This window comes from Paraburkholderia sp. MM5384-R2 (assembly GCF_014201025.1).
Classification (GTDB): Bacteria; Pseudomonadota; Gammaproteobacteria; order Burkholderiales; family Burkholderiaceae; genus Paraburkholderia; species Paraburkholderia tuberum.
On record NZ_JACHDI010000058.1, the window covers coordinates 1 to 12348 of the forward strand.

Below are 12348 nucleotides of genomic sequence, written 5' to 3' on the forward strand. Positions count from 1 at the left end.
CGCCACAACGAGGGGTCGGGCATGGCGATATTTTTACTCGCGGGCCACGCGAGCGGGCATGTGCGCGCCCGTGTTACCCAGCTTTCACGGTAACGAGATGGGCTTGGCCGGCGCCTAGGATCCTGTCAAAAACTGCAAGGATAGACCATGACTCGTTACATCGATTTTGAGGAGTACAGCGGTGCAAAAATAGATGGGACGGCGTTTGATCTATTAATCGTCGGGTCGGGCGTCGCCGGACGGACTATACTCGCGAATTGTCGGGCCAAGGCCTGCGTTTGCTGATCGTCGAAAGCGGCGGTTTGGAAGAAACACACCCGGTCATGAAGCACTCAATGCGGTAGCGGTTCAAGATAACATCGGCCGAGAGGAGCTTGACTACAGACCGGATGGGTCGCGCTCTGAACAGATGAACTTTCGCTCGCCTAATAATCATAGGTATGACGTCCGGTGCCGTGTCTTTGGCGGCTTCTCAATGGCGCGCGCGGCAGAGATGGCGCAATTCGACGCTGTCGACTTGTCCCACCGCGAATGGGTGCCCCATTCAGGGTGGCCGTTGGGTTGGGACGCCCTGACACATTACACCGCACGTGCAGCGAGGCGCCTTGACGTGGGCCCGCTGCTGACGGATCATCGCTTTTGGATGACCCTCAGGCCGAGGGTGCCGGCGGAGGTAGAGGCGTTGCACTCCTTTTCTTCCTGTCTCTGGCAAATAGTGCCATCGACAGATAATATGACTGATGCCCTGCGACTCGACGACGAATCCCGAAGAGAAAGCCACGAGGAAGTTGTTTCTTCGTTATCGGGCAAAAAGCATTGCTTCGTCAGTGCCGAATATGTCGCGCTCGCCGCTGGCACGGTGGAGAACGCACGCATACTTCTTCTCTCTAAAGATGGCACCGGTGCGGCAGTAGGCAACAAACACGATGTAGTGGGTCGGTACCTGATGGGTCAGCCAAGCATGTCGTTGGGAAGTTTCTCGAGGCCGTCGCAGAGTCGAGCGGCATCGACGTTTGGCTCTTTTCCCTATTTGCTCAACATCGTGCCTTCATGTATTCGCACGGGTTGTCAATAAACCCATGCGTCCAGGAGCAGCAACGTCTGACCAATATGGCCGTCTATGCAACCGTGCACCTCTCCCCAGATGATCCAATCCAGGCGCTAAAAAGGCTAGAAAAATGGCAAGGTGAACAACGTGCAGCCGACTTGTTAACGGTAAGCACAAGTCCTTTGCTTACGGTAAGTCACATTGGCCGGATGTTGTTGGAGCGTAAGAAGGTGCCAGTGCGACTCCGTCGCTGCCTCATAGACCTGGCAGCGTTGCTAAATGAGAGTTCTGTGGCCCGCGCCTATATCGCCAAGGGGTCCGCGAGAAAGATTGAACAGGTCACGTTAGACATTGTCTGCGAACAGCCGCCACTGCCGCAAAATCGTGTCACCCTTTCCGAGCATTGCGACCGCCTCGGGTTGCCAATAGCAAGAGTTACCTGGGATGCAGATGAGCAACTGCGGCACGGCATATTGACGCTAGGATCGTTGTTGGCAAGGGAGCTCGAAGTCGCCGGAATAGACGGTTTCCAATTGTCGCCGACGGTCGTTGCGGGCAACCCTGCCAAAATCGCCCTCCCCAATGTGGGGCACTCGTCGGGCACCACGCAGATGGGGCTAGATGTTGCATCAAGCGTCGTGGACCAGACTTGCCAGGTTCATGGAATAAACGGGCTTTACGTAGCCGGAACCTCCGTTTTCCCAACCAGTGGCCACACCAATCCGACGTTGATGACCATGGCGCTGTCTATAGGGCTCGCAGATCAACTGCGAGAACGCTTGGCATCGCGCCGGCTTGCGGAACTGAAGAGCGCATTCTGCGCAAGTGACAACGGTCCCCTCGTGCTTGTCACGGGTGCAACTGGCAATCTCGGAACTGCGATCGTTGAACAGCTGCTTGCAAAAGGCTATCGAGTGCGGGGCCAGTTCCATCGGAAGCTACCGAATGAGACCCGCGTCGAGTGGCTACGCGCAGATTTTTCCAAAGCCGATCTAGTTAATGCTCATCTGGACAGCCTGCTCACTGGAGTCAGCGCCGTGATTCACCTGGCGGCAAGTGGTCCAGGCACACCGGCCATGCATGTGACCAACGAAGTCAATCTGGAACGATTCGTGCGGGCTTGCGTGCGACATGGTATTAAATATTTCGGTCACGCGAGTTCAATGGCGGTATATGGGTCTCCAACGAAACGGCTAGTGACGGAAAGCGACCCATTGATCAACCTGGGTTTGCCGCTCGAAAAGCAATATCTCGAGGGCCGTACCATGCGTGAATATGCGCGGAGCAAGCGAGCGGGAGAAAACGTACTCTCAAGGTATGCTCAGCATATGCATGTCGACGTTTACAGGATTGCCCTGGCACAACGCTCGGGCTATCTCGAGCAATCCCTCGCATGGGGGCGCGCCAAACGAATTGTGAGGATGTACCGCAATAGCCATTACATCTCGACACGTAACGTTGCCAGGGCCGTCGGTCATTTATTGCAAATTTCGCTAAACGGCGGCACAACGACCGGGATTGATGCATTCAATATTGCGGACACAGCTTCACCCACATACAAGGAGTTCTATCATCGGGCTGGTCATCGGACGCTGTTTTATGTGCCGCTCGCTTTCGATCTTCTGAAAGGACTCGCAATGGGTAAGTGCATCTCTCGACGTTTCCCAATGGGCTTTTGTCGCCCCGACAACAGCAAGCTCCGCTCGACTGGATTCGGGTTCGGGAGTGATTTGGACAGTTTCCTCAGCGTCACGTCGCCGCCCGACCGCAACGAGGACGCGTCTGGTTGCATGAGGTGAGTGAACATAGCGTTTTGGCCGGTGGCTTATTGTCAGGGCCGAAGGCGTACCATTATTGTTTCGCTGAAAGGTGCGTCAGCACGAACCGGACTAGAGGTGCTCGATGAAAGTTCGATACAGCGAATGTCTCACAAACCGCGCTGAACTATTTTTCTCCGTCGTCGTTGCCAACTACAATTACGGGCGTTTTGTTCGGCAAGCGATTGAAAGCGCCTTGGCACAGGATTGGCCCAACAGGGAAGTCATCGTCGTCGATGACGGCTCGACCGACAACTCCGCGGAGGTCATTCGTTCGTTTGGCGAACAGATAACGGCCATCTTTAAAGAAAATGGTGGCCAGCGGGAAGCCAACAACGTGGGCTTCGATAGGAGTGCGGGCGACGTCGTCATCTTCCTCGATGCGGACGACGTTCTGGTGCCCGGCGCGTTGCGCTCGATTGCTTCGGTCTGGCGCACCGGCCTCAGCAAGGTGCAGGTGTTGATGGAGCGGGTCGACGCGGAGGGACGCCCCATACGAAACGCGATTCCCAAGATTCGAAACGTAATTCCGAAGGTCCCGCCGGGAGTGTCGTCGGAGGCGATTCGTCACTGGGCGTATGAGACCTCAGAATATCCCACTCCGCCGGGCTCGGGAAACGCTTGGGCACGCAGCTTTCTCGAGAGAATCTTTCCATTGGATGCGAGTTGCGATTCATTCACGGACTCGACGTGCATCGCCATGGCCCCCTACATGGGCGACATCGAGACAATTGCTGCGCCACTGGTGCTCTACCGTATGCATGGCGAGAACGACAGCGCTATGAGCGCGAACACAGGTAACTTCGGGCGCGAGATCTCACGTGCACTGAAACGTCACAATGCCGCCTGTAAAGCCTGCAGAATGACCGGCCTGCCGCCACCGCCGCTTAGCACCCTGTTTTCGGCACCTCATTTGCTTCAATTGCGAGTTGCATCGTTGCGACTCACACCGGAACAGCATCCGCTACCTGGAGACAGCCGAGTCCGCGCCCTACGCGATGCATTATCCATCCCCTTTCGTGCAAGTTTCGAGCGTCCTGGCTTTCGCTTTCTGATTGCGGGTTGGAGCATCGCCACCTTGCTCGCACCCAAGAACGTTGCGAGTACGCTTATCCGGCGCCGTTTCATTTGAACGGAATCTCCAATCCATTGCATCGCACTCTGGTCTTCTGTGTGAGTCGTCATGAAAGAAATGACCGTGGTGATCTGCAACTACAACTACGAACAGTTTCTGGGCGAGGCGATCGATTCGGCGCTCTCGCAGGACTACGTGCACACTCGTGTCATGGTCATCGACGACGGATCGACAGATCGGTCTCGCGCAATCATGGAACGCTACGGATCGCGCATCACATCCATTTTCAAGGACAACGGCGGCCAGGTATCCGCCTACAACCTGGGACTTCATCTCGTCGAGACGGACCACGTGCTGTTTCTGGACGCCGACGACGTGCTATATCCTGATGCCGTGACCAAAGTGATGCAGCGCTTCAACAGGGAGAATCTTGCAAAGGTACAGTTCCGCCTAGACATCATTGACCAGACGAGCAGATGTACGGGCGGTTATGTACCTCATTCTGGAATCGACGGTGACTGTCGAAAGCCTTTGCTGGACGGATGGCTCTATCCGTCCCCCCCGGCGTCTGGGAACGCGTATAGCGTCACTGCGCTAAGGAAGATCTTCCCCGTCCCGGAAACGGCCAACAGCCGGTATGGTGCGGATTTTTACGCAATCTATGGGGCGGCTCTCGTCGGGCCAGTCTCGAGCATCCCGATGTCGCTCGGCGGATACCGGGTATCTCATAGCAGAGGGCGAGGCGTGTCATTTGCCAACTCCGATTCGACCACAAAGGCTCCGAGAGCGCTCGCGTCGCGGTGGGCAACCCTGCGTGAAATGGCATCCCGCCGCTTGGGAATGCAATTGCCATCCGACTTTTACGATTTCGCGCATGAAAGGGCCATTTTCTGCTCGTGTGTCTATCAGGCGCCGTTGACGACCAGATGGCGCTGGATGTTCAGCGATTCGCATGCTTATTTTCATACGATCTTGGCAAATCCATTCTGGAGCCTAAAGAAAAAGGTGGGAACGTTGGTGCTGTCCAGTCTCTGTCTGGTTCCATACTCGCCTATCGCTGACTACGCGGTCCGTTACCTCTGTAATCCGTTGGCTCGCCGTAACGCCCGTTAGTTGTAGCGTCTGAATTACTAACGCGAAGCAGGGCGGCCTCCGCGCTACACTACCGTACTGAGAATCGTCCCAAACCAGGTGACCTGGCATACGTCACGTGTGCAGGCCAGATGACCTGCAAGCGACAGGCGGATGATCGGTTGTGGTTCGATCTGGAAGTCGGGGAAGCAGATTCCAGCGGTTGTGGGGCGGCATGCGGCAAACTGTCCGATCTCGGTACAGTCAGGATACAGACGGCGCTCAGAAAATCCGCTGGCGGAGCATCGTGTCCACTTGAAAAAAATTAACTGCCTCCAAAAGTTGAACTTTTTTTTGAAAAACAGTGGATGTAAACTAAAAAACCTGGCTCCCCCGCATAAGCAGCGGGTAGCCAGGTCTTTGGCAAACGGGGGAGTTGATTCGATCAGTTGTCCGGATTACTCGACGTAAAGCTCTGGAATGCGCTGTACGCCGGGTTCAACTGTGCACCGTTAAGCATGATGCCGAACGTGTTGTCGCCGCTATCGAGCACGTAGTACATGACGGTCTGGATGTTGTGGGTCTTTCGTGCCTGATAGAAGCCCCCCAACTGCGACGAAATGTAATTGGCCCGATGAGCCCCGGTCTGTTCCGGACCCGTGTTCCACTCGCTGACGAAGAACGGCACACCGTAACGCGCCTTGCAGTATGTCGGCAGATCGAAGCCGGGACCTGCACCGTCCGTTCCGATGGAGAAGAGGTCCCCGTACACTTCGTAGTTGTGCCACGTCGTGATATCCCAGCGGACCTTCGGATAGCCGCTGCTCCGGTCCGGTTGCGTACCTTCCCACAACGAGTCGGCCGCGGCGATGTCGGCCACGCAGAAGTTAATACCGCACTTCGCCGAAGGCTGAACCGACTTCACGCCGTCGATCATGCCGCGCATCGCGCCGCGCATGACAGGCCAGTTTGCATTGTTGAAATCGCTCACCTTCGTACCTGCGTAGGTGTAGTCGATGATGATGGCAGGGTCGCGGGTCAACTCATTGCCGCATTCGTACAGCGTGACGCCATACGGCTTTAGCGCACTGGCTACTGCCGTGGCGGTCGAATAGGCGGCATTGTACGCGGCCGATTCGCCTGCGAAAAGATTGCCGTTGCTGTCGTGCAGACCCTGGTTGATCAATACGAGCAGCGTCATCCCGGCCGATTGAAACGCCTGCGCCAGCTTGACCACGGCATTCAGCTGGCTGGGATCCGCCGTGCAGCCGACGCGATAGCTCGTGCAGCGCAAACCATTCAGCGTCGAGACGACCTGCGCGGGCGTGTAGGTGTAGTCGTAATGCCCGTTCACACCATAGAAGCTTCCTGCGGCAGCTGCCACAGGAGTACGGGGATCGGAACATGGGAGCCACTGAGCGGAACAGTCCGTGTTCACGTACCAATTACCGCTCGTATTGCAGCAATAGATCTTGCCACCGTACCAGAGCACGAGCGTCACGTTGTAGTTGATGCCCACCACAGCGCCGCTCCTGGAGATGACACCATTGGTCAACGTCCAGACCCCGCCCGTCCAGTCAATGATGCTCGTTGCCGACGGCATCGTGGTGCCGTCCGGGGACGTCGTGACCACGCGCGGATCCGGGCAGGACATCCATGCCGTGCCGGTCCATTGGAACCACTGCGCGCTCGCGTTCTCAACGTAGATGTTGCCGTTGTAGCACATCGCGACTGTGACGTTGTAGTTGTTCCCTGCTATCGCTCCGTTTTTATAAACGGAGCCGCCCGTCATGGTCCAGGTGTTGCCCGAGCCGTCGATCAGAGAACTTGCCGGAGGCATTGCCGTGCCGTTACCAGAAGCGGCCTTTGCAGTCGCGGTTGCATTCCGGGCTGTGGCGCCAGCCGCATTGTCGCTAGTGTCCGACCCGCCACCGCCGCATGCGCTCAAAAGAGCGCTTCCACCCAGTGCCGAGAGGGCACCAATAAATTGACGTCGTTTTACCATTTTGAATTATTCCAGCGCGGGAAAAAATTCCCCAAAAAAGTTTAAATATTATTTTCTGCCTTTAGGACAACCAAATTTCTGACAAGGCGCCCACTATTCTTCTTCGCCTTCCCTATAGCCGATGAAAATCCTCAATCCCTTAAGACACCGCTTTACAACCGTTACCACACCGCTAAAAAACCGTTCGCTTGAAGTTATCCATTCGACAGACGCGCGAGCGCGAGCCAGTACCACGGCGAGCTGATTCGCGCGTCAAGAGGATTCAACCAACGGAGGAGACGACGTGGCTGCGATGCCTGCCCTCGGCATCTTCTACGGCTTTGTGCGACGCAAACGTTGTCCCGAAGGACTATTACCCCCGGCTGCCCGGCAAATTTTTCTCATTGCCGCCAACGGACGCACCAATCGTATCGGGAAAACCCTTCCCGTCAAAGAACTATCAGCCTTTTTCGGGCAAAAAGCAGAATTTTTTCCCGTCGCAGTTGATCTTACGAATATTCTGATTTTCTTACGACCCTCAGAGGGGTAATATTATTATTTTTGCCACTTCGACCCTTTTAATTCGCGTAGGTTTTACTTTGATCAGGGGTGAGCGAGGGGGAGCAATAACTGTGCCTCGTTATTATTGCGACAAACAAAGCTGCAATACACTGGCGAGGAAATTGTGTCTTATCGTAGCCGCTGTGCGCTGGGTCGGGCGAGCCGAGGTGGTGTATTCGTGCTTGAGTAAGGCCGAACCAATGCAATCTGGTCATCGCTCGCGCGGCATGCAAGCTTGGCCTTGCAATGCTGAATGAAATCGCTGACAGGCGATCGCTGCGGGAAATCGTCTCTTGCACGCGGCGGATTCAATGCTGATCAGCGGCGGTTATCGAGGCAATTGAGTTCGAGAACGTGATTCATTTCGTTGATGTCAGGAAACTACCGACGATTATCGAGTGATTAATGAGTTCGTGGCGAGTTCCCCCTCGCAACGTAAGCGATATTAAGGCCGTCGATAAATTCGGCGGGAATGCAATGAGCCACGTCACTCGGATCAAAGCCCTAATGTCTTGGAGCGGCGTTTGTTTCCGAGTACCAGAAGGTAAAGGCGTTTCTTGAGGAATTGCACGGCGCATCTCAGGACCCTGGGATGATTTATTGTGTGATAAACGGCTGTCGCGAAGCGCCTTTCACGAACCGCTTCGGTGACATCGACCCAGCGAAGCGAGGTTTCGAGTGATCGATGCCGATGCGCACACGCGTCGGCTAATCTTCCGGACAGAGCATACGATGCACGGAAACGGGCATTCGCTTCGAGCATGCCTCGAAGCGCCGGTCGATCCGCCGACTTGTCGGTGGAGAGCGAATCACCACGTCGCCGATAGTGATAACCCATGCCCGGATAAACGACCATTCGTGCATCGTGCTTCACCAACACGCGCAACAAGAGATCGAAGTCTTCGCCAGAGCGAAGCCGCTGGTCATACCGAAGCTCGGTTAAAAGCTCAGTCCTGGTCATAGGCTTGAGATAGGCGAGACGCGGCGCCTTGACAAGCGCAACTGCATCGAAGGTCCTGGAGGCCCGCAGTCCAAGCAGCGAGTACCCCGTGAGCAAGCCGCTCTGGTTCATGATGAGTAAGTCATCAGCTACGATCCCGGCGCCGTCCGACTCCGCCTTTGCAAGCAATGACTCAAGGCGTCGGTCCGCGAACAGGTCATCACTGTCGAGGATTGTGACCCAGCGTCCTCGCGCGCACGCCAGCGCACGATTACGTGCCACCGACGGCCCTGCGTTGCACGACGAGGTGAGGAGAACGATACGTTGGTCATTATTGGCAGCGGCGCAAACAATGTCTACGCTCGCGTCGGTTGACGCATCGTCCACAACGATGAGTTCCCAGTCTGCCAGACTCTGTCTCTGGAGTGACTCGATCGCTTGTCTGATCCAGTTCGCTCCATTGAAGTTGGCCATTATGACACTGACAGAGGGTGCCGACGCAGGATTCACGATGCGGTTCGTTGCGCATTCTTCGCTATGGTCGAACCCACCAGGAGGCCCCCCGGAGGCTTGATTTTCGCCCTTAAAGCTCATGGTCTTTTGGATTGCAAAAATGTGACGCGTTGTGCAAAAAGCGCTGCAATTGGTCATGCACAACAGCGCTGCCGACGGGTCTCGCTCCGTTTGTCAAGCCTGATCCGCGCGGCCGTAATATGGCACTTTCTGGCGATCGTGCCACTGTAATGACTAGCGAGTGCGGCGATAAAGTGCAACAAAAGGTCAGGATAAGGAACCACAGGGCCAGAAACTACGCGTCGATAGGCATTCCGTCACAGAGCCTTGAAGCCGTCGTGGCGCAACCAGTCGACAGCACGATCCGCCCACGCAGGTCGCGGTCCACCAGCCGCATCGACTGGGTTGCAATATAGTCTCTATCGCGAAGCCATTTAACGCGCTGACCGAGATTGTTGAAGATCTGTCGCCTTTGTGCGACATGATTCGTCATCTCTTTCCCATGGTAGTGGGGAAAGGACAGGCTCTTCTGCTCGTTCGACCCTATTGGAATCGTTTCTTAGAGAAAAGACGCCTCAGATCAGTGCCGACACAATTGCAGCGAAAAAGTCGGCTGTGCTCTATCGCTTACATCCGTTCAACAAGCGTTCAGGGTTCGTCAAACCGCAGTTGCGGTATCGTTGTTGCACTCATCAAGCGCACGCCCAGCACTATGGCATTTCGCTTTCTTCGATACGGTCTGTGCCTACAGGATCAGCGACGCCGTTATGATTACGAATTCCAATTATGTCGAGGTATTGGGACGGATCGTTTTTCCATTCTTCTATTGTGCCGGCAAGCTGTCCTGTGATCTCCTTGATCGATCCGCGTCTTCCAGGCTGCCCTGCCTTCGCATCCGTGTGCTCAATTTCGCCATATTGGAAATGCGTCTCGAGGAAATCCAAGACAACGGTCGGGTCAGCGCCAAGCCGCGCCATATTGTAGGGGTGCCATTCCAGAAGGATTGCATCGGCTTGAGCAAGCGTGTGCCGGCCGCCAGCGACCACAAAAGGTTCAGCGCCCTCTGTGTCGATCTTCACGAAGACGGGATGACGCAATTCGATCGGCAGATCATCCAGTCTCTCGCACGCCACTTCTGTGACTCGCCTGCTGTTCTCAGCCAATTTGGGCGCAAGACCGGTTTCGACGTGAAGGCGGTGCGCGCCCAGATTTGTGTCGGAAATCTCAAAGGGAAGCATGCCTTTCCGTTCATGCAACGCCATTTGGAAAGGCCGAATGTGCGATGAAGGGCAGTTCACCGAGATGTTAAGCAAGAGATTCTGATAGTTGACCGGCTCAGGTTCAAACGCATAGCACTGCACCGCAGGATTTTGCTGGAGGATCGGTATTGACGTCATGCCTATGTTGGCACCTATGTCGAGGTAGGTCCCCCCCGTCCCTGAGAAAAACGCAACCAACCTTTCTGACAGTTGAAATGCCCAGCGACCGCTTTCGGCATATGCTCTCAGTATCCAGACGTCCTTAGAACTGCTGGACATCGTCCCGTATTCTCCGGATGCGGAGAGCCGTACGACGTTTAGTTTCCCTGCCAGTCCCGAGAGGTAGCGGTATCCGTATTGCCTTACAAGCGACGGGTCGTTCAGGAGTGACGTAGCCAGAACATGCCTAAGCCTCACAGGAAGCACGGAAGTTGCGAGACTCGCCGCTGAGAAGAGAAGTTTCTTCGGGTCAAAGACTGCGGTGTTTGTAACGCTCACTTTCTTCACAGTAGGCCTCACCGGTCGTATGCAATCGACTAACGGGCGGGTATGCTCGCCCGCACTTGATGCGATCCTGATGCGTTGACGCCATGGTCATCGAAACACTGCACAGTATCTGGAGCCGTCAAAAGCTCGCTAAGCTGGTATAGGATACATCGAACGCATCAACAAGTCGCTGTTAAGCAATACGTGGATCCTCGCCGGCCGGCGTATTCGTCCTTTTCGTGCAAAATCTGGCGGTTTCTAACAGAGCCCTTATCAGTAGGAGTGCATCGGCTTTGATACGTCAGGGCGATAACATGCCTGCCCGCGATTCCGGATCGGGGGAGTTTGTCGGAGGCTGGAGATGCGATACGTGGAGATTCGCAATGTGGGGCGGCATCACCTGTTCGCCCCGACGAACGCCTTCTCGATGCGCTCCTTCAGCGCGAAAAGACACTGGACGGGTACCGGGTCCGAACCTGCGAATATTTCGGCATGACGTCAATCGGACCAGGACAATGGGCGTAACCTGAAAGCGCGGATGCGACGGAATGCCCGGCACTCGCGCTCCAGAAGCTGCTCGGGCACGCGCATTGCTCTCTGCATAAGTGTTGCACTCTGATATCCGCGGAGTGAAAACTGCGGGTCCACGACGCTCACCGAAGTCGTTGAGAACGTTCGATTCCTTAAAGAACTCGGCGCGCATCCGTAGAAACTCGACTCTGCACCACTCGAACCGCAGCGTGTATACACACAGCGCATTCAGGCTCGCTGTCATGGCCATGGCCGCCAGTAGCCGTAGTATGGGTATGGATAACGGCGACCTACCTCCGCCTTTTCAATGTCCGAACCTAACAAACGCTTGCTGCAAGCTGCGCGTGCATATCGAGGCCGAGCAGCAATTGTGGAACGAGTGCGCCTGTCTGATCGCGCACCCCATCATTCACTACAACACGGCCTTGCTGTCACGCGTCCACGAGCACAAGCGGGCCGCGGGAGACAAGGCCACGATGGCATTCATCGCAGGCGTGTCGCCAGTCGCCTGGCGACACGTCAACCTGTTCGGCGCGATGGATTTCGGCGCCGCGACCGCGCCAGTCGACATCGACGCGCCCGCCTCGTATTACGCCGACCCCGAGTACTGAGCTCGCACGCTGCAGGCGGCAGCCCAAGAGGAGGATGAGGAAGGCTGACACACGCGACTTTCAGGACGCCAGTTCCGCCATTCATCTGGCCCGGGAAGCCTTGTCCGTGAGGGTTTAAAGGAGACCTTCAGTTTTCGGGGGTTGGGAGAAAATAGCTGGGGGGATTGCCTGCGCAGGGCTGCTCGGACGAGACGCGCACCGGATCGCGCATCCCGGCACGTGCGAGGCTCCAGCGCACATAATGCCTCGTCGCACCTCATTCCAAAATCGCAAGGCAGGACGCCCGAATTGTTAGAAGCGTCGTAGTGCGGAGTCCGGGACAACTTAGAGGGCGTTAGGCACTTTGTGTTGGACCTGGTAGGCAGTATGACTTCCTGCGGGACAGAGGCTGGCCTGCCGCAACGGAATCAAACGCGGGTTAGCATTGCTGTCAGAGCCGCACGGTGCGGACG

The 12348-nt window shown here is 56.0% G+C and carries 8 protein-coding genes and 1 pseudogene; 6 read left to right on the forward strand and 3 right to left on the reverse strand.

Annotation, left to right across the window (positions count from 1 at the left end):
• The first annotated feature begins 733 nt into the window (after positions 1 to 733).
• From HDG37_RS39935 to HDG37_RS38160, 4 genes are all read left to right on the forward strand, one after another.
• A complete protein-coding gene (locus HDG37_RS39935) occupies positions 734 to 1075 on the forward strand; it encodes a hypothetical protein (RefSeq protein ID WP_260335277.1) in 342 nt (113 codons plus the stop codon).
• A gap of 35 nt (positions 1076 to 1110) precedes the next feature.
• Positions 1111 to 2847: a GMC oxidoreductase gene (locus HDG37_RS39940; RefSeq protein ID WP_260335278.1), complete on the forward strand. Its 1737-nt coding sequence runs from the start codon at positions 1111 to 1113 to the stop codon at positions 2845 to 2847.
• Between the two features lie 103 nt (positions 2848 to 2950).
• Positions 2951 to 3997 carry a glycosyltransferase family 2 protein gene (locus tag HDG37_RS38155; protein ID WP_184056646.1) on the forward strand — a complete coding sequence of 349 codons (1047 nt, stop codon included), beginning with the start codon at positions 2951 to 2953 and terminating at the stop codon, positions 3995 to 3997.
• Positions 3998 to 4048: 51 nt separating this feature from the next.
• The gene (locus HDG37_RS38160; protein WP_184056649.1) at positions 4049 to 5053 is read left to right on the forward strand and encodes a glycosyltransferase family A protein; all 1005 of its coding nucleotides are present in this window, start codon (positions 4049 to 4051) and stop codon (positions 5051 to 5053) included.
• Positions 5054 to 5456: 403 nt separating this feature from the next.
• Here HDG37_RS38160 and HDG37_RS38165 read toward each other — a convergent pair whose 3' ends face one another.
• Complete coding sequence (locus HDG37_RS38165; protein WP_184056652.1) at positions 5457 to 7016, reverse strand: hypothetical protein; 1560 nt, start codon at positions 7014 to 7016, stop codon at positions 5457 to 5459.
• 283 nt (positions 7017 to 7299) lie between these two features.
• Between HDG37_RS38165 and HDG37_RS38170 the strand changes: the two genes are divergently transcribed.
• Positions 7300 to 7545, forward strand: coding sequence for a hypothetical protein (locus tag HDG37_RS38170; protein WP_184056656.1), 246 nt, complete (start codon positions 7300 to 7302; stop codon positions 7543 to 7545).
• A 507-nt stretch (positions 7546 to 8052) separates the two neighbouring features.
• On the opposite strand, the gene HDG37_RS38175 is transcribed toward HDG37_RS38170, so the two are convergent.
• Entirely contained in the window at positions 8053 to 9090 is a 1038-nt protein-coding gene (locus HDG37_RS38175; RefSeq protein ID WP_184056659.1) for a glycosyltransferase, read from the reverse strand.
• A gap of 629 nt (positions 9091 to 9719) precedes the next feature.
• Positions 9720 to 10547, reverse strand: a complete 828-nt coding sequence (locus HDG37_RS38180) for an FkbM family methyltransferase (protein WP_260335279.1) — start codon at positions 10545 to 10547, stop codon at positions 9720 to 9722.
• Between the two features lie 1073 nt (positions 10548 to 11620).
• Here HDG37_RS38180 and HDG37_RS38185 point away from each other — a divergent pair.
• Positions 11621 to 11896: pseudogene (locus HDG37_RS38185) on the forward strand (Tn3 family transposase); the annotation flags it as partial.
• Positions 11897 to 12348 lie beyond the last annotated feature (452 nt).

What these genes read in the sequence shown, in the direction of transcription:
- HDG37_RS39935 (WP_260335277.1), top strand. Translation starts at nt 734, where the DNA reads ATGACTGATGCCCTGCGACTCGACGACGAATCCCGAAGAGAAAGCCAC.
- HDG37_RS39940 (WP_260335278.1), top strand. Translation starts at nt 1,111, where the DNA reads ATGGCCGTCTATGCAACCGTGCACCTCTCCCCAGATGATCCAATCCAG.
- HDG37_RS38155 (WP_184056646.1), top strand. Translation starts at nt 2,951, where the DNA reads ATGAAAGTTCGATACAGCGAATGTCTCACAAACCGCGCTGAACTATTT.
- HDG37_RS38160 (WP_184056649.1), top strand. Translation starts at nt 4,049, where the DNA reads ATGAAAGAAATGACCGTGGTGATCTGCAACTACAACTACGAACAGTTT.
- HDG37_RS38165 (WP_184056652.1), bottom strand. Translation starts at nt 7,016, where the DNA reads ATGGTAAAACGACGTCAATTTATTGGTGCCCTCTCGGCACTGGGTGGA.
- HDG37_RS38175 (WP_184056659.1), bottom strand. Translation starts at nt 9,090, where the DNA reads ATGAGCTTTAAGGGCGAAAATCAAGCCTCCGGGGGGCCTCCTGGTGGG.
- HDG37_RS38180 (WP_260335279.1), bottom strand. Translation starts at nt 10,547, where the DNA reads ATGTCCAGCAGTTCTAAGGACGTCTGGATACTGAGAGCATATGCCGAA.